Below are 23,991 nucleotides of genomic sequence, written 5' to 3' on the forward strand. Positions count from 1 at the left end.
CACTCACCTTAAAGACCAGCCAAGAACAATCATGTAAATCAGCAGTTCCATAATTTGCTGAGCGCCGCCTAAGCAATCCCCCGTAAAACCACCTATTCGTTTCATCAACCAGTGTTTAAACATAATACGGAAGATAACGGTTATACCGGCGATCACAGCGACCAATTCAAAATCAAACCACAATAATGGCATCAACGCCGATACTGCCAGCATTGCTAGCTCACTTTTAGATTGTTGATTCGCGAGTGGCTTACTTTTGCTGGCCTCAGAGTCACTTACATAAGGCATGTCATAAATGAGCGATGCAGCCACGGCGCGGCTTAGCGTGTAAGCAGCAACGATAACCAATAAAACATTCGTCAATAATGCAAGCTCAGTTAGCAGGACATACTTACCTAGTAACGCCATCACCAGCGCGCTAGCACCATAAGTACCTATACGGCTGTCTTTCATAATGGTTAAACGCTTTTCTAGCGTCATCCCACCACCAATGCCATCTGCCATGTCTGTCAGGCCATCTTCATGGAAGGCACCTGTGAGCAACAAACTGAACACCATCATGACAACAACCGCCACGCTCGGGCCAAGTACACTTTCAGCCAACCAATACACGGCTGCACATAATGCCCCTAAACACAGGCCGACTAATGCAAAATAACGCCCCGCCTGATTCATGCGTAATTCCGAATAAGGCGTAGACTGAGGTATTGGTAGGCGAGAAAAAAAGCCCAGAGCCAGCCAGAACAATTCAAGTTGATACTTGAGGGTACTGATCACACTGTCACTCCAGCATCTTCAAAACTTGCCATTGAGTTGTAAAATTCAGCCGCTGCGCGAACCAAAGGGACAGCAAGCGCTGCGCCCGTGCCTTCACCGAGACGCATCGACAAATCCAACAAAGGTTTAGCACCTAATTCTTCAAGCAGAAGTTGGTGCGCCAACTCCTCTGACTTATGGGCAAAGATCATAAATTCGCGACATTCAGGTTGAATCAAACTCGCGGCATAAGCGGCCGTTGTGACAATAAAACCGTCAACAATAACTGGCGTCTTAGTTTCACAGGCAGCTAAGAAGGCCCCAACCATCTGAACGATTTCAAAACCACCCACTTCGGATAGAACTTGATAAACATCCCGACCTTGGCATCGTGAGACTCCTTTATCGACTAGAGCCACCTTTTTCGCTAACTGCTCAGGAGTAATTCCTGTGCCTAGACCAACACATGACTGGACATCCTGACCTGTCAAAGCTGCAACTATGGCAGCGGCACTTGATGTATTCCCAATCCCCATTTCACCAAACATGACAAGGTTGCTGCCTTCATTGACCGTTCGCTTAACCAGCTCGTGACCAAACTCAATACCCTGTTTGACTTGCTCACTAGACATTGCTGCTTCATTGGCAAAATTTGCAGTTCTGTCACCCAGTCTTTGCACCACAAAGTTAGGCGCTGTCGCCTCTACAGGAATCAATATTCCCGTATCAACCACCTTAAGCTCAATCTGGTTTATCCTACAAAAACAATTGATTGCAGCTCCACCAGCAAGAAAATTCAACACCATTTGTTGAGTCACTGCGCTTGGCGCGATGCTCACGCCTTCGTCCGCAATACCATGGTCACCGGCAAAAACGATCGCGGTTGGCTTTACTATATCCACATTGGTGACGGCGTCACATTTTGAATTACTCTGAATCAAAGCAAGCTGGTGGGCAAGTGACTCTAGCTGCCCAAGAGCACCCAGTGGTTTAGTTTTTTGATTGATTCGATGCCAAATAGCATCTGAATAAGATTGATCTAACATACGACTTTATTTCGGTCTAGCGACAGTAAAGGTTTGGTCTAGGTTGGCGTATTGACTGCCACCTAAACGAGAAAGAGGATTCACTTTTAGCGCTTCAACAACTAAGCGTTCTTGGTTATTTCCAATCACTTCTGGAGCAATGTATATGTCTTCGATTTGAGCAAAGATTAGGCTTTGAGGTGTTTCACCAATCTCTTTAACTTCAAACAGCTTGCATCCAAAAGCAATTGGGCAATCTTTGATTCGGGGTAATTCAAACCCTTCAAAATCTATGAGTTCTAACCCCGCCAAAGCGACTTCAGATTCTCCATGCGGTAATGTTGCCGAAGTCTGCGTCACTTGTTCCGCCAAATCAGCATTCGCGATATGAACCACCATTCGACCTGTTTCGAGAACATTACGGGTTGTATCTTTGATTTCTCCGGTCGGTTTCTTACCTACAGAGAACATCAACAGAGGTGGATTGCTAGAGATAGGAGTGAAGTAGGAAAATGGAGCTAGGTTGTAATCAGCTTCACTAGATTCCGTCAAAACCCACGCTATTGGCCTTGGAATCACAGTTTGCGTCATTAAGTGGTATATCTGAGTGGGAGCGAGAGTGCTAGCGTCGATATTCATCTTGTTCATCCTTTTGGTATCGCGAGTCCCCTGTGAATCTCAGAGTGTAACGTGAAATCAGCCAGTTAACACCCCTATGCATCGACTGAAAAACGCTATCCTCTTGTCATTTTTGCAATCAAATTGATACCAAAAATGAAACTTTTTCCATTTATCACCTATCTTATTAAATGGGCACAACCTAATCGAACGCTAACTTATTGAATTGTAACAACCTGAATTTTAGACGGCACAAAGACTGCATTAGATACTGCCGTGATGAGGTTAACCCAACTTTGATAGTGCAAGGAGGTTTGTATGTTTGCCAATCAAAAATCAAAGAAACAGAAGCAACACAAGTCGAATCAAAAGACTCAAAAACGAGTCCCTCTCTCTCTTACTTGACCACTCCACCATCAGAATTGGCCTCGATAAACGGGGCCAAACGTAATCTAATTTTACTCGCAACCTAAAAGATTGATCACAGACTTTCTGTGTTTGTTGTTAGATGCTCTGATCGTCACGATTAGCTAAAGGTACGAAATTTGTCTGAGTCTAGAGATCTGGTCGTTATGGTCGCCGGTGCAACAGGGTTAATAGGAACCGAGCTCATCAAACAAATGTTAGAAGAAGATCCTGTCACACGTATCTATGCGCTTAGCCGACGTGAACTCCCTTTTTTCCACCCTAAGTTGGAAGTCCTTCAAAATAAGCAGCTTCAAGTTCAAGAGTGGGACACAGATAAGCCTTCGCCTAAATATGGATTCATCTGTCTAGGCACAACCATTAAGCAAGCAGGCTCTAAGCAAGAGCTAGAGCGTGTTGATTATGAACTGGTGTGTGATGTCGCCCAGACAATGAAAGTACTTGGTGTCACTCATCTGGCTGTCGTTTCAAGTTACGGTGCCTCCGTCCGTTCTCTTTCCCACTACCTTCGCTGTAAAGGGAAAATGGAAATGGCGATTGAACGTATGGGTTTTGAACATATCACCTTCGTTAGACCCGGACCTTTAGTGGGTTTAAGAGACACACCGCGCACTGACGAAGCCATCGTACAAGTCGTCCTAAAATCTTTGCGCCCCCTCATGTTTGGCAAACTGGCAAAACTCATACCGATTCAGGCAAGCGAAGTGGCGAAAGCAATGCAATATGGACTCCTGGCAAATACGGACCGAAAACTTCAAACATTGGACAGCATTCAGATGCGAAATTTGATTAATAAATATCAATAATTCGACTATTTTCGCTGTCTTCCGAACAAATTCGATACAACTCCCATATTTTAATAACTTAAATACATATCAAATATCTTTTTTTCATTTCAATCATACATTTCAAATCATTATCGTTTGTTACAGAATTTAATCCTGTAATCAATTTACTCAATAAATAAGTTACAAACACTCAATAAGGAATATCAATTATGTCAGTAGCGGCTATCGCTTCATTAGTGGCATTTGTCGGCATTCTCTTTTTCCTCTATGGACAGCAGCGAAAAGAGAATACGCTATCCCGACTCGTACTATTGGGCTTAGTACTTGGCAGCTCATTTGGCCTAATACTGCAGCTTGTTTTTGGCGAAGGTAACCCTGTCATCGCTCAAACCTTAGAATGGGTTAACGTCGTTGGCCGAGGCTATGTTGGCCTGCTTAAAATGGTCATCATGCCTCTCGTTCTTGTTTCCATGATCGCAGCCGTTGTCAAACTTGAGAAAGGCGGTTCACTGGGCAAGATTTCAGGCCTTACCATTTCTGTGCTGCTTGCTACTACAGCGATTTCAGCCATTGTGGGCATTGTCATCACCCAAGCGTTTGGTCTATCTGCAGAAGGGCTGACGGAGGGCGCGCGCGAAACCGCTCGTATCGCAGTGCTAGAAGATCGCGTAGGTACTGTCGCTGATCTCACTATTCCACAGATGCTGGTAAGCTTTATCCCTACCAACCCATTCGCAGATCTGACAGGTTCTCGTTCTACTTCCATTATTGCTGTCGTGATCTTTGGTGTCCTGACCGGTATTGCTGCACGTAAGGTGATGGCGGAAAAGGAAGAACTGGAAGCGCCAATTCGCACTTTTGTTGAAGCGACTCAATCTGTTGTGATGCGCTTGGTGAAAATGATTATGGCGCTCACACCATATGGTATTGCGGCGTTGATGGCGAAAGTTGTCGCGACATCCAGTGCGGGTGACATCCTGAATCTATTGGGCTTTATCGTTGCCTCTTACATTGCAATCGCCCTAATGTTTGTTGTTCACGGTATTTTGGTGTCATTCGTTGGTGTGAGCCCGAAAGAGTACTTCCAGAAGATTTGGCCAGTACTGACATTCGCATTTACGTCACGCAGTTCAGCCGCAACTATCCCACTTAACGTGGAAGCGCAAATCAATAAGCTACGCGTGCCACCTGCGATTGCGAACCTTTCAGCGTCATTTGGTGCAACCATAGGACAAAATGGCTGTGCGGGTATCTACCCTGCAATGTTGGCCGTGATGGTTGCTCCAACTGTGGGTATCGACCCAACGGATATCAACTTCATCCTATCTCTGGTCGCTATTATTGTGGTGAGTTCATTCGGTATCGCTGGTGTTGGTGGCGGTGCAACTTTCGCTGCACTAATCGTACTTCCAGCAATGGGATTACCAGTGACCATCGCTGCGCTACTTATCTCAATCGAGCCTTTGATCGATATGGCGCGAACCGCGCTCAACGTATCCGGCGCTATGACGGCTGGCACCATAACCAGCCGTATCCTTGGCGATAAAGTCTCAGACGAAGAGCTTGAAGCTCAACAAGCCTAAAATGACCAAGCCCCGAGTGAAAAACTCGGGGCTTTTTCTATCCGCACAATTTTCTAGCAATCAAGCGCTTCTCGTTTGCCTTGTCACGGTCTCAATGGTCTAATACCCAAGTGAATTTCAAAGACTTGGTAAAGAGATAATGCAACAAGCGCATCAACCTACGTTTTTCTTTTTTGATTATGAAACGTGGGGAACCAGCCCAGCAAAAGACAGACCGTCCCAGTTTGCGGGTGTACGCACCGACATGGATTTCAATATCATCGGTGAGCCTCTTGTTATCTACTGCCAACCACCTTCAGATTATCTTCCATCACCCGAAGCTGCGCTTATCACAGGTATCACACCTCAGACGGCAGCAAGTAAAGGGTTACCAGAACCGGAATTTATTGCCAGAATTCATGAGCAGTTGTCCACGCCAAACACCATCAACTTAGGTTACAACAGCATTCGATTTGATGACGAAGTGACGCGATACACCTGCTACCGAAATTTCATCGATCCATATGCATGGAGCTGGCAAAACGGTAACTCTCGCTGGGATTTACTTGATGTCATGCGCGCCTGTCACGCCCTTCGCCCAGAAGGCATTAATTGGCCAGAGAATGACGAAGGTTTTATCAGCTTTAAGCTAGAGCACTTGTCCGTTGCCAATGGCATTGAACACGAGAATGCACACGATGCGATGGCTGACGTTATAGCAACGATTGAAATGGCTAAAAAGGTCAAAGCCGCTCAGCCTAAGCTCTTTGATTATTTCCTTAGCATGCGCCACAAGCGCAAACTGAACGAACTCGTCGATATCGTGAATATGACGCCGCTTATGCACGTATCGGGTATGTTGGGTCGTGAATGCAATTACACTAGCTGGGTGGTTCCGGTTGCTTGGCATCCAACCAACCAGAATGCGGTGATCGTGGTCGATTTGGCGAAAGATCCTCAGCCGTTGTTGGATTTAGATGTAAAACAGCTTAATGAGCGTCTCTACACCAAACATTCTGAACTTGGCCCAGAAGAACTACCTGTGCCAATCAAACTTATCCATCTCAACAAGTGCCCTATTTTGGCCCCGGCCAAAACATTAACTGCTGAAAATGCGGCCAATATTGGCATTGACAGAGAAAAGTGCTTACAAAACCTTGAGCAACTTAGACAACATCCAGAGATTAGAGAAAAACTCAATTCGCTATACAGCATCGAGCGAGAATACGAAAAGAGCGATGATGTTGATACTATGCTATACGATGGTTTCTTCTCTCCTGCAGCCAAGAAATCAATGGATATCATACGAGAAACTGAAGCACAGAATCTTTCCGCCCTTGATATCTCATTCAGTGACGACAGAATTGCTCCGCTTCTATTCCGCTATCGCGCCAGACATTTCCCGTGGACATTGGACGAGAGTGAACAACAAAAATGGGCGGCACACAGCCGCGAGTACTTCGAAAGTCGAATTGAAGACTACATGCTCAATTTGGAAAACTTAGTTCACGAGCATGAGAGTGACGAAAAAAAGATAGCTATCTTAAAATCTGTTTACCAATACGTTCAAAAGCTAGTATCTTAACAACTTATTGCCTGCACCCTATAACACTCAGGCCTCATAACACTATAAAAAATACCACGTTGATTGAGGCCAGTGAGCATACTGAACCCACGGTTCAGTGCTTTCACATACGCAAAAGTTGATAAAAATTTGGACGACACCACCTATGGCGAAAACCTTGCTTAAATACGTCGTATCTATGGGGCTGATTTTCCTCTGCCTCATGGCAGGCATTAACATTCAAAACCTTCTAGATATCTCCATCCCGGGAAGCATTATTGGCATGCTTATCCTTTTTGCCCTGCTAGCGAGTGGATTAGTACCTTTTGAATGGGTACGCCCAAGTGCCACACTGTTTATTCGCTACATGGTTCTGCTCTTTGTTCCGATCAGCGTTGGACTTATGGAACACTTCGATCTGCTATACAACAATGCCCTGCCAATTCTCGCCAGTGCCGTCGGTGGCACGTTCATCGTACTAGTCTTGTTGGGGCTGATGTTGGATAGAGTGTTGAAGCGAGGTGAGCAATAATGTGGCTACTGGTAACTATTGTCGTATTTCTCTCTGCGCGCTGGCTTTGTCAGAAGATCAGCAGCCCATTTATGAATCCTCTGTTAATCAGTTTAGCGGTGATGATTCCGTTGCTTACGCACCTTAAGGTGCCATTTGAAACTTATTACAATGACAATGAGTGGATTAATTTTCTACTTCAACCCGCAGTGGTTGCACTCGCTTACCCTTTGTATGAGCAACTTCCGCAAATAAGAGCTAACTGGCGAATCATCATGCTGGCGTGTGGTGTCGGTAGTGTCATGTCGATGCTGACAGCCACGGTTATCGCCTCTTACATGCACACGGATCTCTCTTTGATCGCTAGCCTACTGGGTAAATCCGTCACAACTCCCATTGCGATGGAAGTGTCTAGCCACCTAGGTGGTGAGCCAGCCATTGCCGCTATTTTGGTTTTGCTGGTTGGTCTGTTTGGCGCGATCTTGGCTTATCCAATTTACAATTTACTTAACATTACACATCCCATTGCAAAAGGGCTGACCATGGGCACAGTTTCCCATGCTCTAGGTACTGCGACCTGTGCAGAAAAAGACGCTCAAGATGCCGCTTTCAGCTCTTTGGCACTCGTAGTCTGTGGGGTGATTACCTCAATCCTTGCCCCTTCATTCTTTGCGCTGGCTGTCTGGCTTGCCGCATAACACCCTTTGCGTCGGATTGCGTATGCCCGCATTCCGACGTACATCACTCTATCGAATGCTGCAATCGTTATCATGTGTGAGCTCACTCTAATTGTGAAACAACAAATCTCATTACAACAATTTATGTGACTTGCATCTCAGTAAAGTTCTCTGCGTTACATAAAATGAAATACCAGTATCAGGGTAAGCCACTCTAAACAGGTAACTCAGGCAGACCCGTAGATATCTACAATTGCTTAAACAAGGATTCAATATGAGAAGCCGCATTGAACAAGCGCTGTCTGAAGCGCCAGCTAAAGTCGCAGAGTTCCTTTCTCCTATTTTGTTAGCGGACGATTTTGACGCAACGCTCTCTTCGGAACAATTTGCAGAGCTATTAACCATTTCCGGCTTAGAAGACGATGAGCTACGTGTAGCCCTACTTCCTTTTGCAGCAGCTTACTCTTATGCTCCTATCTCGAAATTCTACGTGGGTGCCATTGTTCGAGGACTCACCGGGCGTCTTTACTTTGGAGCAAACGTAGAGATCTTAGGTGCTCAGCTTGGCCAGACGGTACATGCAGAACAATCAGCAATTAGCCACGCTTGGATGAAAGGTGAGCAAGGCATCTCTGACATCACAATCAACTTCAGCCCATGTGGCCACTGCCGCCAGTTTATGAACGAACTAACGACCGCAGACGAATTAGTGGTGCAATTACCTCAACGTGATGAGAAAACGCTGCAGGAATACCTACCTGAATCCTTTGGTCCATCAGACCTTGGTATCAAATCCGGCTTGATGGCGACCATCGATCACGGCAAAAAGTGTGAAGAATCCGATGAGATGGTGTTGAAAGCACTTAATGCGCTCAATAAGAGCCATGCACCGTATACTCACAACTTGAGTGGTGTAAGCATTAAGCTGAAGAATGGCAAAGTATATCAAGGCGCTTATGCTGAAAACGCCGCATTTAACCCTAGCCTTCCACCTCTGCAAGTCGCACTTATCCAGCTCTTGCTTGATGGTGAATCATTTGATGATATTGAAACAACGGCGCTTGTAGAAATGTCTGAAGGTACGATTAGTCACCTTGCGGATACGCAGTCAACTCTGGAAGCAATTAACCCAGATATTCCTGTCGCGTATCTGGCTATTTAGTCAAATAGATTAAGAAAGGCGCTGATGAGGCGCCTTTCTTGTACATTTAAAAATCAAACATCAAAGAAAGGGGTGGGATCGACTTCAAGGTTACTCGGCGCAATGGCTTTTTCGATTTTATACTGGCTATTTTTGATATCGACAAAGCTGACATCAACAAAGCGCTTATATTTACGCGAATAAAAACACTTCACTTCAGGTTTTAAGGGCTCGTCAGCATTCGATGTCCAAACAATACCTACTCTTCCATCACTCAGCTCGACCAAGGCCCCGACAGGATAAACACCAATACAGTTGATGAACTTATAAACCAAGTCACGATCAAGATGGAACGGCGTTAAACTCAATATTATCTTGAATGCCTCTGCTGAACTCATGCCTTTTTTATAACAGCGGTCCGCCGTCAATGCATCGTAAATATCAACGATACAACTCATTCGACCGTGAAGTGGAATTTCGTCACCTTTCAAGCCTTTCGGATAGCCATTCCCATCCAACTTTTCATGGTGCATCAGGCAAACATCTCGGCTAATGTCGCCCAATCCGTCAACAGTAATAATGATCTCTTCTGCAAACACCTGATGCAGCTTCATATGATCAAATTCTTCCGGAGTAAGCTTACCTGGCTTATGCAGAACCTTATCATCGACTTTGATTTTGCCGACGTCATGAATGATGCCACCAATCGCTAGCTGCTTAAGCGTGTCTTTTGGTAACTCAAGATGTTTACCAAACGTAACCAGTAAGGTGGCAACATTGACTGAGTGCTCAAGCAGATATTCGTCTTTACTGCGAAGTGCAGATACACAATGTAACGCATCCGAGTCAATCAATACTGCTTCAATAAGATCATCGGCCCAACCTTCTAAGTCATCGACATGAATCGACTTGTCATCAAATGTTTGGTTAAGAATCTTTTGAGCGAGCCCCTTAGCTTCACGAATAATCTTCGACGCTTTCTTCTGCTTGGAAAAGCGGCTCATAGATTTGCGTTTTACTGGAGTGACAGACACGTCTTCTTCAGGTGGCTCCTCTTCAACGACAGGTTTGAAGACACTCCCTTTCGCGGAGAGACTTTGGTCCACCCACGCAAATTTAATCCCATTTTTCACAAGTTGCTGGATAGCCTGCTGGGAGGAAACCCTACCTGCATTGGCTAAATTGACGCGTTTGTTATCTTCGATTGCGGTAACAAACATCCCAACCATTAACGTATCAATCGGAACTTTTATTGAGTTGCTTGGATCGTACTTCATCTATTGACTATGGCTGCTATTGTTATTTCTATAGTTTTAATGAATTATAAGCTCAAACTCATCACTTTACTTAAGCATTTGCTCTATTGATACGTCACATATTTAAGAATTTTTCTGATACTAGACGAGTCCATTGTCTTAGATCGCCTTAACTCTCTCAGCACAAGCAGTAATAACGAAGAAATCATCGCACCCAAAATTAATTGTCCAGATTGTGTACTAGGCCAGATTTTGAGTTGCTGGACTAAAAACACCCACCTCACGCAAACGTTTGCTTTTTGTGTTTATATCCGTATGATTCGTGTCAATTTCATATCCACTTATTTAAAAAGGTTATCTATGTTTGGTACTGCAACTCGTAAGAACGCGACACGCGTTTTACTCCTTGGCTCAGGAGAGCTAGGGAAAGAAGTCGCGATAGAATGTCAACGCTTGGGTTTAGAAGTCATCGCTTGTGACCGATATGAAAACGCGCCAGCCATGCAAGTAGCACACCGAAGCTACACACTGGAGATGCTTGATGGTGATGCATTAGAGCAGATCATCGCCAAAGAACAACCTGATTACGTAGTACCTGAAATCGAAGCTATTGCCACAGACAAGCTTGTTGAGCTCGAAGCAAATGGGCTTAATGTAGTGCCAACAGCGAACGCAACTCGCCTAACAATGAATCGCGAAGGCATTCGCCGGTTGGCGGCTGAAGAGCTTGGCCTCACCACTTCGCCCTACCATTTTGCAAGCACCTATGAAGAGTTCACCCAAGCCATTGAGTCCGTTGGCATCCCGTGCGTATGTAAACCAATTATGAGCTCTTCCGGCAAAGGTCAAAGTGTTATCAAATCGGCAGAGGATGTAGAGACAGCATGGCAGTATGCGCAAGAAGGTGGCCGCACAGGTGCCGGACGCGTCATTGTTGAAGGTTTTATCGATTTTGATTACGAAATCACCTTACTCACAGTCAAAGCTGTGGACGGTTTCCACTTCTGCGATCCGATTGGACATCGCCAAGAAGAAGGTGATTATCGCGAGTCATGGCAACCTCAAGCGATGTCCGATGAGGCGCTATCTGCCGCCCAAGACGCCGCCGGCAAGGTTGTCAATGCGCTAGGAGGTTATGGCATCTTTGGTGTAGAGCTGTTCGTTAAAGGCGACACCGTCATTTTCAACGAAGTCTCCCCTCGCCCGCATGACACCGGACTGGTCACTCTCATGTCTCAAGACAGTTCTGAATTCGCACTTCATGTACGCGCTTTCACTGGCCTCCCTATTTCAGGTATCACCCAATACGGACCTACCGCTTCAGCCGTCATTTTGGGGCAAGGCCAATCCGATAACCTTAAGTTTGAAGGAATGGCAGACGCTCTAGCAGCACCACAAACTCAACTCCGATTGTTTGGAAAACCTGATATTAATGGACGCAGACGCCTAGGAGTGAGTATTGCTCGTAGAGAGACCATTGAGCAAGCGATTGAAAGCGCCGTTGCCAGCGCAGAAAAGATAAAAATCGTTTATTAAAATAAAAGCCCCTGAGCTTATTCAGGGGCTTTCATCATTAACTTTCAATCAAATACACTTCTTCGGCGAAGCTGGATAACCCTTTCTTCGCTATCTTAGGATGGTTTTCATCTGCGTTATCACGATACAGTTTAGTGATGCGGTATTCTGAGAATAAAGTGCGAACTTCGTTTTCGGTTACTGAAAACGGAGGACCAGCCATTTCCGCTTGCGGGTAATCTAAGGTAACTAACAGAATTCTTCCGCCCGGTTTCAGCAGCGATTTAACGCGTTGGACGTAATCTGCGCGCATTTCTTCCGGTAAAGCGACCAGAGCGGCACGATCATACACAATCTCTACTGGTTGAACGGGTGCCGTAAAGATGTCTCCAGTGTAAATAGACAGTTCATCAAACTGATACAGTTCATGCTGACCGTTTACAGGGATCACCGTAGGTGTATAAAAATGCTCGGAAAAAAATGAGCGGACCGCGATTTTACTTAGTTCGACACCCTGAACGTCTTCATGCTTGGTCGCTAACCAAACAAGATCTTCTGTTTTGCCACATAGTGGGACAAACACTTTATCTTCTCTGCTTGGCTTGGTTTCGGACCAATACTCAACCAGCAGCGGGTTTACATCTTCTAGGTGAAAACCAATTTGGTTTGATGCCCATTTACTGTGCCAAAATTCTGGATCTTTCATTTCTATTCCCTACCTGACGTGACTGCCTCATAGCCTATACGAAAGCGTTTCTTAGTGGTATCCCTCAAACTGTATAAACCGTTCAGATTAGGTTCAGGTAAGGTGTTTATACTTATTTACAACTTGAGAATGAACCATAAGGAAATCGGGCACTCAAATAAATTGAGAGTTAGTTCAAACAATTACACCATAGGATAACTCCTACATTGTAATTCGCCAGCTAGCCCCCATATAAACTTTAGAGATTGGTACGTTTTGGCTGTTGAGCCTTTTCTTACACCGTTTACCCAAGACGCTACGAATCTAAGGAGAGTGAATGAGCCTATTTTTGCGAACTACGGCCCTGATGCTTTTAATGCTCAGCCGCGCGCCAGCTTTCGCCGCTATTCCAACAGCACCCGGTAGTGAGGAAAATCGTTCGACTAACCAGAACGAAGTCTGTTCCAAAGCATTCAAACACAACCTGAGTGGCCTGTACGGCATCCAATCCACACCAACAACTCCACTTCAACCCTACTCTGACTTCGACATTCTATACAGCAAAGCGCACCAAGCTCAGGCTGAACTAGAAATGCTCTGTAAGAGCACTGCAATGCTGACCTCAACAGATGCGCACTTTGCTGGTGTGAAATCTGCAGAACGAGCAAAGCAAAAAATCGCCTATGAACTTGATGGTGATGCTGAGCGTATTACTGACCTTGCCCGTGCGACGATTGTTGCCGATGACATCGAAGGCTTGATGTCGGCTTATGAAGTGTTAAACCGTGAAACAACGGTGGTGAAAGTAAAAAACCGCTTTAAGAAACCTGGGGCTTCGGGCTATCGTGACCTAAATCTACTGGTCCAGCTTCCAAAGACCAACTTGGTTGCTGAAGTTCAGCTACACCTTAAAGCCATTGCTGACGTAAAAAGTGGTCCAGAACATGACCTGTACGAGCGTATTCAGAAAATTGAACGTCAAGCAGCTTCAGAAAGCCGAGACATCAGCGAGTTTGAATTCGCCCAGATTAAGTCAATGCGCGCTCAGTCGAAAGCGCTTTACCAAGAAGCATGGCAGCCTTATATTACTACCCATCTAAGTGCCGCCTAGGCCTAACTAAATGCTATCAACCCCTTCTCATTGAAGGGGTTGTTTTTTTCAAGGAAGATGATGACCCCACAACAGCAAGCGTTTCTGAACCAATACCTCACCACACTCACACCTCAACAGCGAGAATTAATACCAGACACCATCGCTGAATATTTTTGCGCTGACGAGTTTAATGCCAACGAATGTGCAAGGTTGATTAATGAAGGTACAAAGCGAGCTTCCTGCAGCCTGAAACAAGGCTACGACATTGAGCAAGAGCCTCTTCCTCAGGTGGGCCGCATTACAGTAGTGCTTAACTGGCAGCAAGAGCCGGTTTGCATCATTCGCCTCACAGAGGTTTCTATCTGCCCTTTCGATCAAGTTACTGAAGAGTTTGCCCACTCAGAAGGAGAAGGTGACCTGAGCTATGAATGGTGGTGTGATGCACACATTAAATTCTTTACTCAGTACGCTGGGGAGATCGGCGCCGAATTCAATTTTCAGTCAGAGCTGGTACTAGAACGATTCGAAAAAGTGTACCCGCTGTAAGCCTTACTCTGCTCGACTGCTGAGGGCTAGCCTGACGCCCCTCAGCACATATCCGATCATAAATTCTGCACGCGATAAAATCATAAACTATCCTTTTATCAGTGACATAAGAATAAGAAACGAATCTATGATCCTTTGCAGGCAGTTTTTCCTCTCTCTCATTCCTCTGGTAATCGTTAACGTTGCGTGGGCACAAATCGACTACGGACCAGTGCAAAGCTATACACAGTCGCCTTTCCATACCAACAGTTTGTCCCCTCAGCTCCGCTCTGGATTTTCAATGGATGAAGACGAGGTGGAAGTCTATGGGACAGGCACCATTTCAAGTATTTGGGCAGTCACTCCAGACTACGAGTTAGACTACTACCAAAATCAGATTGCCGTTGGTGGGAAATGGCAGTTCTCTTCAGAATGGCAATTAGAGCTAAGCTATCGCTGGAACTACGCTGGTAATAACCACCTCGATCGATTAACCATTGCGTTTCACGATTGGGTTGGCATTGACCAAAATGGCCGAGAAGATGTGGATAATGATCGCTTTGTGATCAATATGCCTGACTATGGCATAGAGTTGGAAGACTTCCGCGGAGAAAGCCTAAGCCACGCGATAACCAGTTACATGCAATACCAGTTTATCAATAAAGAACATCACGGGCTTTCAGTCGGGGCCTCTCTTTACTACAACGACACCAAACATGGAATTTTCAGTTCTTCAGAGTTCGAGCAAGGTATTCAGCTCAACTACGGCTATCGCCGCGATAAACACTCCCTAGACACCCTACTTGCGATCACTTTTCGCAATACGCCAACAGTCTTCAAAGAGATGCCTTATCGCTCTAGCACCTGGACGGTTGGAGCTAGCTATCGCTACCAGCTATTGGAAAGACATCATCTTATTGGGCAAATCGCTTTTCATGAGGGTGTATCCGATGGGGAGGATGAATTTTCCAAGCCGTCGACCGAATTCACCTTTGGCTATCGCTATCAGATGGAGAATTCAGCCATTGAATTGACCGCAGTGGAAAACATGTTTAACGCAGACAACAGCACCGATATCGCCTTTGGAATAGGATATCGGTACCGCTTTGGAGGTTCAGATAACCAAGCTTAAACTGAAAGCACTCGGCTAACCGCAGAGCTGATTTCAGCATCGCTGGCGTTAAGGCTCAAAGAGAAAGAAACGTACTGGTCACCACGCATGCTAAGCGAACGATCAACTTCCGCTAAACAATGCATAACACTGCCATCCAGTATGAAAGACAGCTCTATTTCTTTCTTGTTAATGAAACCATTGTTGCGGAATTCTATCTCCTGATAGCAACCAGATTTAGATGAGAAGTTACTGCCTCGCAAATGCCCTTTTTCCACATCTGCTTTGACCATTCCAAAGCCCGCCTGCTCTATAGCTGAAATCACTTTGGAAGCGACAGGCAATGCTTTCACTTCAACGAAGTCACGATCTTTAGGGTCAATCGCGAAATCGATGTCTAGCGTTGTTTCTACCCATACGTGGCACTGATTCTTCATTGCATTCAGCGCCGTAATTGGGGTCTCATCATCTAACTTTAATTCAAACGGAACCTGTTTATGTTCCTGAGGCTGAATGGTGAAAGGCTGAACCGCTTGAAGGCTACCAATGGTGAAATTCTGATAGCTGGCACCGTTATCACTCTCCACTTTAACTTCAGTGCAAAGCTTGAGATTAATGGCATCAATTTGCTGCTCAACATCGCCACCCTGAATATGAACCACGCCCTTCAGAGTTTCTCCCTGAAACACAGACATACTCTCAAGAACCGTATCCACTTTTGCAGCTCCAATTCCCAGTGACGCCTTTAACTTACCAAACATAAGGTTTCCTTTTACTTTCTATGTCGTTATTGTTTCTGATTAACATGCGCGGTTATCGAGTCGCAAGACATTTATCTGAATAATGTGTAAACCATCGGTTAGACTGCTTAATCCGCAACCAGAGTTGCAATTTCATGACAAATGAACCACCATTTGTATAGTCAAATGCATAATTATTAAATCATCATGAGCCAATCGCCATTATATCTTCAAATAAAACAATATATTACTGACAAAATTGATTCCGGACATTGGCCTGTGGGTCATCGTATATCGACTGAACTTGAGCTAACAGAACAATTCAAGGTTAGCCGAATGACGGTCAATAAGGCGATTCGCGATTTGGTCGCCGAAGGCAAGCTTCAGAGGCGGCCTAGAGTAGGCACCTTTGTTTGCGCTCCTGATGATAAGGCGGAATCTCCATTACTGGATATCCAAAACATTGCTGAAGAAGTGAAATTACGAGGTAAAAAATACTCTAGTAAGGTAATCAAACAAGCCTCAATGCTCGCTGATGAAACAGTTGCGATAAAGTTAGGAGTGATGTTGAACAGCCCGATTTTCTATAGTGAAATCATTCACTTTGAAGATAATTCTCCTATTCAATATGAACTTCGCTGGGTCAACAGTGCCTACGCGCCTGACTATCTTGAACAAGACTTTACCCAAATCACCCCAAATCAATATCTGTCTGAGAACTGCCCACTGAGTGCTATCGAACATACCGTTGAAGCCATCGTTGCAGATGATGAGGTGCGTACCGCCTTGAGACTCGGTGCTAACGAACCTTGCCTGCTACTGAACAGAAGGACATGGAGCCAAGATAAGCTCGTGAGTTCTGCATTGCTTTACCACCCGGGTACTCGCTACAAATTAAGCTCCAAAATATTACTCGGTTAAAGCATTTCATACTTTTTACTGATCACATTTTTGCAACAAGCCACTTGATCAATTGTTATACCTGAACAATTATTTGTATATACATTTAAACTTATGGACTCAATTACATGCTTGGAAGCGCTTCTTCATCCTTAAACACCGACAGCCAAGAATTGCTGCTAACCAATGCACGACTGGTCTCTATGGTCGCTGGATCGCAAGGGTATTCCGTTTCTGAGCCGAGTAGCCTTCTGATTCAGGGTGGAAAGATTGCACAAATCGGTGGCTCCGTGCTTTCTTGCACAAACTCTTATGATTGTAAAAACCAGTTGGTCACACCTGGATTTGTTGATTGCCACACTCACCTAGTCTACGCAGGTAATCGCGCCAATGAGTTTGAAATGCGTCTTAATGGTGTCCCATACCCAGAGATTGCCAAGCAAGGTGGCGGAATTCTATCAACCGTTCGTGCAACGCGAGAAGCAAGTGAAGAAGCTTTAATTAACCTCGCCCTGCCACGATTGGACGGTTTGATTCGAACTGGTGTCACATCAGTAGAAGTCAAGTCGGGTTACGGTCTGACTGTAAAAGACGAGATCAAAATGCTACGTGCAGCAAAAGCACTAGAAGATCACCGTAAGATTCGAATCACCACAACGTTACTCGCCGCACATGCCCTTCCTCCAGAGTATGCGGGTAAAGCGGATGACTACATTAAACTGGTATGCGAAGAGATTATTCCTCTTGTCGCTGAGGAGAAGTTAGCAACTAGCGTCGATGTGTTCTGCGAATCGATTGGCTTCAACTTGGAACAAACCGAAAAAGTCTTCGCCGCAGCCAAGCAATACGGTCTGCATGTAAAAGGTCACACTGAGCAGCTTTCTAACTTAGGTGGCACAGCCCTAACTGCTCGCTACCAAGGGCTGTCCGCCGATCATATCGAATATCTCGATGAAGATGGCGTAAAAGCACTCGCCCAATCTGGAACGGTTGCCACACTGCTACCTGGGGCGTTTTACTTCTTACGAGAAACCCAATTACCGCCTATTGAGCTACTTCGTCAACATAATGTTCCTATGGCAATTGCAACGGATATGAACCCAGGCACCTCGCCTTTCTCAGATTTGACTATGATGATGAATATGGGCTGTACACTTTTTGGTCTAACACCTGAGGAAACATTGCGTGGCGTGACTTACAATGCTGCTCACGCGCTAGGCTTCGGTGACAGCCGAGGGCAAATTCAGCCGGGCTATGATGCTGATCTTGCTATTTGGGACGTGAGCCACCCTGCCGATTTCAGTTATCAGCAGGGTTTGTCACGCTTATCTGCTCGCGTGGTAAACGGAGAACTGGAATATGTCTAACCTACCAACGACTAACCAGGATTTTCACTGGCAAGGACGCCATGACGCTGAAGATGGTGCGATGGGCAAACGCGTCCATCACGTTATCAAACAGTTGCAAGTGCAGGGCCTTGAACCTTATCGAAATGCCGTGAGCATCTTGGGTTTTGCGTGCGATGCTGGTGTTGCGCGAAACAAAGGTCGCGTTGGCGCCAAAAAAGCGCCTGATTTGATTAGACGCGCACTTGCCAATATGGCTTGGCACAAAGAAAGTGCGCTTATCGATTTGGGTAATGTCGTCTGTGAAGATGACTTGCTGGAACAGTACCAATCAGAATGTGCTGATGTCATCGCTGCAGCGCTTCGTTCTACTCCGGTTATCACACTCGGCGGCGGTCATGAAGTGGCGTGGGCTTCCTTTCAAGGACTTGCGCGCTACTTCGAGTACTTAAACCCAGTAACGCCTCCTAAGATTGGTATCATCAATTTTGATGCTCACTTTGATTTACGTGCGTTTGAAAGCAGTAACGCCGATGTAAAACCCAGCTCTGGTACACCATTCAACCAAATTTATGATTACTGCCAAAAGCACGACTGGCCATTCCATTACGCCTGTTTAGGTGTGAGTAGAGCCAGTAATACACAGGCCTTGTTTGAGCGAGCCAAAGAGCTCAACGTGTGGTTCGTCGAGGACAAAGATCTCGCACATCTAAACCACATCTATCACCTGACCCAGTTGCAGCATTTCATCGATAATTGCGATTACATCTATCTCACCATCGATCTTGATGTTTTCCCAGCTGCGACGGCTCCGGGCGTCAGCGCCCCTGCTGCCAGAGGTGTCAGTATGGATACACTGGCACTCTTTTTAGACCGAATTTTACACTACAAACAGAAGTTGGTTATTGCCGACATCGCTGAGTACAACCCTACCTATGACGTTGACAGTCAGACGGCGCGGTTAGCTGCAAGGCTTTGTTGGGATATTGCTAACGCCTTTTCCGAAAAATAGAAAAACCAGAAAGGAAAGCAACTAAATTGCGTGAGAGCTTTGCTCTTGCGCCACTCGCTTTCAACCTGAAAACGTGAAATACAAGGAGTCTTACCATGACGGAACGCCAAGTAGAAGATATGCGTCTCGATACAACCCGCACTATTCGTGCCCCACATGGCACGGATCTGAGAGCAAAATCTTGGCTGACTGAAGCCCCGCTTCGCATGTTGATGAACAATTTGGATCCTGACGTTGCAGAGCATCCTCATTCGTTGGTTGTGTACGGCGGTATTGGCCGTGCAGCACGAAACTGGGAGTGTTTTGACAAGATTGTTGAAGTTTTGGAGCGTCTTGAAGACGACCAAACCTTACTGGTTCAGTCTGGTAAACCTGTTGGTGTATTCCCAACACACAAAAATGCGCCACGTGTTCTTATCGCAAACTCAAACCTAGTACCCCATTGGGCGAACTGGGAGCACTTTAATGAGTTGGATAAAGAAGGCTTGATGATGTACGGCCAGATGACCGCCGGCAGCTGGATCTACATCGGTTCACAGGGCATTGTTCAAGGCACTTATGAAACGTTTGTTTCTGTTGCGAAGAAGCACTTTGATGGCAAAGCAAACGGACGTTGGATTTTGACCGGTGGCCTTGGCGGCATGGGCGGCGCTCAGCCTCTGGCTGGCACCATGGCGGGCTTCTCTATGATCGCGGTTGAGTGTGACGAGTCTCGTATCGATTACCGTCTACGTACAGGCTACGTTGACAAGAAGGCCACCAGCTTAGATGAAGCACTGGCAATCATTTATGAATCTGAAGAGCCTGTTTCTGTCGGCCTACTAGCAAACGCCGCAGATGTATTCCCTGAGCTGGTTGAGCGCAACATCACTCCAGATGTAGTGACAGACCAAACTTCAGCGCACGACCCACTCAACGGTTACCTTCCAATTGGTTGGTCGATGGAACACGCGGCCGATATGCGTAAGCAAGATGAAGCAGCTGTTGTCAAAGCAGCCAAAGAATCGATGGCGATTCAAGTTAAAGCGATGCTTGAGCTTCAAGAACGCGGTGCAGCGACTCTGGATTACGGTAATAACATCCGTCAAATGGCCCTAGAAGAAGGCGTAGATAACGCGTTTGACTTCCCGGGTTTCGTTCCAGCTTATATTCGTCCACTCTTCTGTGAAGGTATTGGTCCATTCCGCTGGGCAGCACTATCCGGTGACCCAGAAGATATCTACAAAACCGATCAGAAAGTCAAAGAGTTAATCCCAGATAACCCACACTTGCACAATTGGCTAGACATGGCCCGCGATCGTATTCAGTTCCAAGGCCTACCTGCTCGTATTTGTTGGGTTGGATTGAAAGATCGTGAACGCCTAGGCCAAGCATTCAATGAAATGGTCAAAAATGGCGAGCTTAAGGCGCCCGTTGTTATTGGCCGTGACCACCTAGATTCTGGTTCAGTCGCCAGCCCTAACCGTGAAACCGAGGGCATGATGGATGGTTCTGATGCAGTATCGGATTGGCCTCTGCTGAACGCTCTGCTAAATACAGCAGGCGGTGCTACTTGGGTTTCACTCCACCACGGTGGCGGTGTAGGAATGGGCTTCTCTCAGCACTCTGGTATGGTTATTTGTTGTGATGGCAGTGATGATGCGTCTGAGCGAATTGCTCGCGTTCTTCACAATGACCCAGGCACAGGCGTGATGCGTCACGCAGACGCTGGCTATGACATTGCCAAGCAGTGCGCAGCAGAGCAAGGGCTCGACCTACCTATGCTCAACGAAGAGCTGAAGAAGCTTAAGTAAGCACACCTGAAGAAAGGAAAGACAAAGATGTTAAATTTAACGCTAAAGCCGGGAAATATTAGCTTAAAAGAACTCCGCCAGGTGAGCCGTTCTCCTGCAAGATTGACTCTGGATCCGGAAGCCATTCCTGCTATCGATGAAAGCACTAAAGTGGTTGAACAAGTGATTGCCGAAGACCGCACTGTCTACGGCATCAACACAGGCTTTGGTCTGCTTGCTAACACTCGCATTGCACCAGAAGATCTCGAGACGCTGCAAAAAAGTATCGTGTTGTCACATGCGGCAGGTATCGGCGAGTTCATGTCAGATGAAACAGTTCGCCTGATGATGGTACTCAAGATCAACAGCCTTGCTCGCGGTTTTTCCGGTATTCGCCTTAAAGTCATTCAAGCGCTGATCGACCTAGTCAACTCTCAGGTCTATCCATGTGTGCCACAAAAAGGCTCTGTGGGTGCTTCTGGCGACCTTGCGCCACTGGCGCACATGAGTACCGTATTACTCGGTGAAGGTCAGGCACGCCACAACGGTAAGATCATCTCAGGTCTGGAAGCGATGAAAATCGCTGGCCTTGAACCAATCACACTTGCGCCTAAAGAAGGCCTTGCGCTGCTTAACGGCACTCAAGCATCGACTGCCTTTGCGCTTGAGGGCCTGTTTGCTGCTGAAGATCTGTTTGCTTCAGCAACAACCTGTGGCGCAATGTCTGTAGAAGCGGCACTGGGAAGCCGTCGTCCATTCGACCCTCGTATTCACCGCGTGCGTGGCCATCGAGGCCAAATGGACGCCGCACTGGCTTATCGCCACGTATTGGATGCCAATAGTGAAATCGGCGACTCACACACAGGTTGTGAGAAAGTTCAGGATCCATACTCTCTGCGCTGTCAGCCTCAAGTTATGGGCGCGTGTTTACAACAAATCCGTAACGCCGCTGACATTCTGGAAGTGGAAGCTAACTCTGTCTCTGACAACCCACTGGTTTTTGCCGAAGACGGTGACATCATCTCTGGTGGTAACTTCCATGCTGAGCCTGTCGCCATGGCAGCGGATAACCTAGCTTTAGCCATTGCTGAGATTGGCAGCCTCTCTGAGCGTCGTATGGCACTGTTGATCGACAGCGCACTGAGTAAGCTACCGCCTTTCCTTGTCGACAACGGCGGTGTTAACTCAGGCTTTATGATTGCTCAGGTCACCTCCGCTGCATTAGCAAGTGAAAACAAAACGCTGGCTCATCCTGCGTCTGTTGATAGCTTGCCAACATCGGCAAACCAAGAAGATCATGTCTCTATGGCAACGTTTGCAGGGCGCCGTCTACGTGACATGGCGGAAAATACTCGCGGCATTTTGGCAGTTGAGTATCTTGCGGCCGCTCAGGGGATAGACTTCCGTGCTCCAAACAAGTCGTCTACGAAAGTCGAAGAGGCGAAACAGATCTTGCGTGAGAAAGTGTCTTTCTACGATAAAGACCGCTACTTTGCACCAGACATCGAGCAAGCAAACAGTTTACTCAAGCTTGCAGTGCACAATCATCTGATGCCAGACTCGATTCTACCTAGTATCTAAACACCAATATGAGGGCTCCGATTCGGAGCCCTTTCTTCTTCTCAATGTCATAATTCAGTAATAACTCCACTGGATGGACCATTCAAAAAGAATCGTCATATATAATCCATCTCAGTTTTGGCTATTTACCGTAAATTATGTTTTTAAAACCATATTTTTCTAACAACGACAAGCAGTTCCAGTTCACTCGTCAGCAAGCAAGCCATTTTGCTAAGATGGTTGCAGGCGACTTCAACCCAATTCACGATGAAGACAACAAGCGCTTCTGCGTTCCGGGCGACCTGCTTTTCGCTGTCTTACTACAGAAAGAAGGCGTCAGCCAGAAGATGCGTTTTGATTTCTCAGGTATGGTCAGTGACGGTGTTGCTCTGCACATTGAAAACAAGTGTGACAAAGAAGCCGCTGTTGTTGACGAAAGCGGTAAAGAATACCTACACATGAATCGCGAAGGCGAAGTAAATCGTGATGCCGCATTCATCGAGCATGTCGTAACAAATTACGTTCAGTTCTCAGGCATGAACTTTCCACACATCATGGTTCCACTAATGGAAGAACAGCAGATGATGATCAACTGCCAGCGCCCGTTAGTGATTTACGAGAGCATGGAAGTGGAATTCACTCGCTTAAACCTATCCCACCCAGAAGTCGAGTTTGCAGGTGCAACGTTTGATGTTGAAGGCAAACGTGGTGTTGTCACATTGAATTTCGACTTTAAAGAAGGTGACGAGGTTGTCGGTAAAGGCGTTAAGCGTATGGTTGCGAGTGGTTTGAAGCCATACAACCAAGAAGACATTGACGGCTTAGTGACTCGCTTTAACGAGCGCAAAGAGGAATTCTTAGCGCAGTTCAACAAAGCGGCATAGCCTACCCAGATTTCTAAAAAGAACCCCGCTCAAATGAGCGGGGTTCTTTTATATCCAGCGTCTGACACGTTGCTTGTAGTCTAAATAAGCGGCCCCAAAAAGTTCTTCCAGAGCACGCTCTTCTGGGCTAATTTGAAAACGATTCATGTACAGTACAAACACGAAAGCCAGCGCAATGCACAACAAGTTCTGCTGCCAGTACGCAAACCCAAGCAACAACAAAAACATACCCAGATACATTGGGTTTCGCGAGTAGGCAAACACTCCACTATCTACCACTTGAGACGCATCCTTCACCTTGACTGGATTCACGGTTGTGTTCGCTTTGCGAAACTCGTAGACCCCGGCTAAGCCAACAAAAACAGAAATCGCGAAGCACGCCAATAAAACTATCCAAGGTATCGGTAAACCAACCGAGAAAGTGTGGAACTCGTGCCCCACATGGTTCATCACCACACCGAGAACAATAAACTGGGCAACAGGAGGGATTTTTCTTTCTAATTTTTCCATAATGTTCAATAGTT

Annotated in this window: 23 protein-coding genes; 16 read left to right on the forward strand and 7 right to left on the reverse strand. The window is 46.2% G+C overall.

Annotated elements, in window-relative coordinates:
• Positions 1-3 precede the first annotated feature (3 nt).
• The 3 genes from F0265_RS06275 to F0265_RS06285 are packed head-to-tail and all read right to left on the reverse strand — an operon-like array spanning position 4 to position 2,420.
• Positions 4-774 carry an adenosylcobinamide-GDP ribazoletransferase gene (locus F0265_RS06275; RefSeq protein WP_171748742.1) on the reverse strand — a complete coding sequence of 257 codons (771 nt, stop codon included), beginning with the start codon at positions 772-774 and terminating at the stop codon, positions 4-6.
• Positions 774-1,802: a nicotinate-nucleotide--dimethylbenzimidazole phosphoribosyltransferase gene (cobT, locus tag F0265_RS06280; protein ID WP_171748246.1), complete on the reverse strand. Its 1,029-nt coding sequence runs from the start codon at positions 1,800-1,802 to the stop codon at positions 774-776. The genes F0265_RS06275 and cobT overlap by 1 nt, the downstream gene beginning before the upstream one ends.
• Positions 1,803-1,808: 6 nt before the next feature.
• Positions 1,809-2,420 (reverse strand): flavin reductase family protein, encoded by a 612-nt coding sequence (locus tag F0265_RS06285; RefSeq protein ID WP_038511780.1) that lies wholly within the window; start codon positions 2,418-2,420, stop codon positions 1,809-1,811.
• Positions 2,421-2,944: 524 nt separating this feature from the next.
• On the opposite strand from F0265_RS06285, the gene F0265_RS06290 reads away from it, so the two are divergent.
• The 6 genes from F0265_RS06290 (at position 2,945) to cdd (ending at position 9,089) form a co-directional block, all read left to right on the forward strand.
• Positions 2,945-3,631: an NAD(P)H-binding protein gene (locus F0265_RS06290; RefSeq protein ID WP_253809361.1), complete on the forward strand. Its 687-nt coding sequence runs from the start codon at positions 2,945-2,947 to the stop codon at positions 3,629-3,631.
• A 191-nt stretch (positions 3,632-3,822) separates the two neighbouring features.
• Positions 3,823-5,196, forward strand: a complete 1,374-nt coding sequence (locus F0265_RS06295; RefSeq protein ID WP_171748247.1) for an L-cystine transporter — start codon at positions 3,823-3,825, stop codon at positions 5,194-5,196.
• Positions 5,197-5,335: 139 nt separating this feature from the next.
• The gene (gene sbcB / locus F0265_RS06300) at positions 5,336-6,760 is read left to right on the forward strand and encodes an exodeoxyribonuclease I (RefSeq protein WP_171748248.1); all 1,425 of its coding nucleotides are present in this window, start codon (positions 5,336-5,338) and stop codon (positions 6,758-6,760) included.
• A 145-nt stretch (positions 6,761-6,905) separates the two neighbouring features.
• The gene (locus F0265_RS06305; protein WP_171748249.1) at positions 6,906-7,271 is read left to right on the forward strand and encodes a CidA/LrgA family protein; all 366 of its coding nucleotides are present in this window, start codon (positions 6,906-6,908) and stop codon (positions 7,269-7,271) included.
• Positions 7,271-7,948 (forward strand): CidB/LrgB family autolysis modulator, encoded by a 678-nt coding sequence (locus tag F0265_RS06310; RefSeq protein WP_171748250.1) that lies wholly within the window; start codon positions 7,271-7,273, stop codon positions 7,946-7,948. Before F0265_RS06305 ends, F0265_RS06310 begins: the two co-directional genes overlap by 1 nt.
• Positions 7,949-8,201: 253 nt before the next feature.
• Positions 8,202-9,089: a cytidine deaminase gene (gene cdd, locus F0265_RS06315; protein ID WP_171748251.1), complete on the forward strand. Its 888-nt coding sequence runs from the start codon at positions 8,202-8,204 to the stop codon at positions 9,087-9,089.
• Positions 9,090-9,142: 53 nt separating this feature from the next.
• On the opposite strand, the gene F0265_RS06320 is transcribed toward cdd, so the two are convergent.
• The gene (locus tag F0265_RS06320; protein ID WP_171748252.1) at positions 9,143-10,345 is read right to left on the reverse strand and encodes an HD-GYP domain-containing protein; all 1,203 of its coding nucleotides are present in this window, start codon (positions 10,343-10,345) and stop codon (positions 9,143-9,145) included.
• 339 nt (positions 10,346-10,684) lie between these two features.
• Between F0265_RS06320 and purT the strand changes: the two genes are divergently transcribed.
• Positions 10,685-11,860: a formate-dependent phosphoribosylglycinamide formyltransferase gene (gene purT, locus F0265_RS06325; RefSeq protein ID WP_171748253.1), complete on the forward strand. Its 1,176-nt coding sequence runs from the start codon at positions 10,685-10,687 to the stop codon at positions 11,858-11,860.
• Positions 11,861-11,897: 37 nt separating this feature from the next.
• Here the strand turns inward: purT and F0265_RS06330 are convergent, their stop codons facing one another.
• On the reverse strand, positions 11,898-12,545 hold the full coding sequence (locus tag F0265_RS06330) for a thiopurine S-methyltransferase (protein ID WP_095663941.1): 648 nt from the start codon (positions 12,543-12,545) through the stop codon (positions 11,898-11,900).
• Between the two features lie 316 nt (positions 12,546-12,861).
• On the opposite strand from F0265_RS06330, the gene F0265_RS06335 reads away from it, so the two are divergent.
• From F0265_RS06335 to F0265_RS06345, 3 genes are all read left to right on the forward strand, one after another.
• On the forward strand, positions 12,862-13,635 hold the full coding sequence (locus tag F0265_RS06335) for a phosphoribosylglycinamide formyltransferase (protein ID WP_171748254.1): 774 nt from the start codon (positions 12,862-12,864) through the stop codon (positions 13,633-13,635).
• 60 nt (positions 13,636-13,695) lie between these two features.
• The gene (locus tag F0265_RS06340) at positions 13,696-14,163 is read left to right on the forward strand and encodes an ASCH domain-containing protein (protein WP_171748744.1); all 468 of its coding nucleotides are present in this window, start codon (positions 13,696-13,698) and stop codon (positions 14,161-14,163) included.
• Between the two features lie 127 nt (positions 14,164-14,290).
• A complete protein-coding gene (locus tag F0265_RS06345) occupies positions 14,291-15,274 on the forward strand; it encodes a DUF3187 family protein (RefSeq protein ID WP_171748255.1) in 984 nt (327 codons plus the stop codon).
• On the opposite strand, the gene F0265_RS06350 is transcribed toward F0265_RS06345, so the two are convergent.
• Entirely contained in the window at positions 15,271-16,014 is a 744-nt protein-coding gene (locus tag F0265_RS06350; protein ID WP_065740236.1) for a sporulation protein, read from the reverse strand. The two genes, F0265_RS06345 and F0265_RS06350, sit on opposite strands and share 4 nt — an antisense overlap.
• 186 nt (positions 16,015-16,200) lie before the next feature.
• Here F0265_RS06350 and hutC point away from each other — a divergent pair, with 186 nt between their 5' ends.
• The 6 genes from hutC to F0265_RS06380 all read left to right on the forward strand — a co-directional run bounded on the left by hutC (position 16,201) and on the right by F0265_RS06380 (position 23,467).
• Positions 16,201-16,914, forward strand: coding sequence for a histidine utilization repressor (gene hutC / locus F0265_RS06355; protein ID WP_171748256.1), 714 nt, complete (start codon positions 16,201-16,203; stop codon positions 16,912-16,914).
• A gap of 107 nt (positions 16,915-17,021) precedes the next feature.
• Positions 17,022-18,260, forward strand: coding sequence for an imidazolonepropionase (hutI, locus tag F0265_RS06360; protein ID WP_171748257.1), 1,239 nt, complete (start codon positions 17,022-17,024; stop codon positions 18,258-18,260).
• Positions 18,253-19,251 carry a formimidoylglutamase gene (hutG, locus tag F0265_RS06365; RefSeq protein ID WP_038158682.1) on the forward strand — a complete coding sequence of 333 codons (999 nt, stop codon included), beginning with the start codon at positions 18,253-18,255 and terminating at the stop codon, positions 19,249-19,251. Before hutI ends, hutG begins: the two co-directional genes overlap by 8 nt.
• A gap of 95 nt (positions 19,252-19,346) precedes the next feature.
• Entirely contained in the window at positions 19,347-21,044 is a 1,698-nt protein-coding gene (hutU, locus tag F0265_RS06370) for a urocanate hydratase (protein WP_171748258.1), read from the forward strand.
• 27 nt (positions 21,045-21,071) lie between these two features.
• Positions 21,072-22,604 (forward strand): histidine ammonia-lyase, encoded by a 1,533-nt coding sequence (hutH, locus tag F0265_RS06375; RefSeq protein ID WP_171748259.1) that lies wholly within the window; start codon positions 21,072-21,074, stop codon positions 22,602-22,604.
• A 137-nt stretch (positions 22,605-22,741) separates the two neighbouring features.
• Positions 22,742-23,467 (forward strand): DUF3581 domain-containing protein, encoded by a 726-nt coding sequence (locus F0265_RS06380; protein WP_006962014.1) that lies wholly within the window; start codon positions 22,742-22,744, stop codon positions 23,465-23,467.
• Between the two features lie 48 nt (positions 23,468-23,515).
• Here the strand turns inward: F0265_RS06380 and F0265_RS06385 are convergent, their stop codons facing one another.
• The gene (locus F0265_RS06385) at positions 23,516-23,977 is read right to left on the reverse strand and encodes an isoprenylcysteine carboxylmethyltransferase family protein (protein ID WP_171748260.1); all 462 of its coding nucleotides are present in this window, start codon (positions 23,975-23,977) and stop codon (positions 23,516-23,518) included.
• Positions 23,978-23,991 lie beyond the last annotated feature (14 nt).

The organism is Vibrio sp. RE88, from assembly GCF_013113835.1.
GTDB lineage: Bacteria > Pseudomonadota > Gammaproteobacteria > Enterobacterales > Vibrionaceae > Vibrio.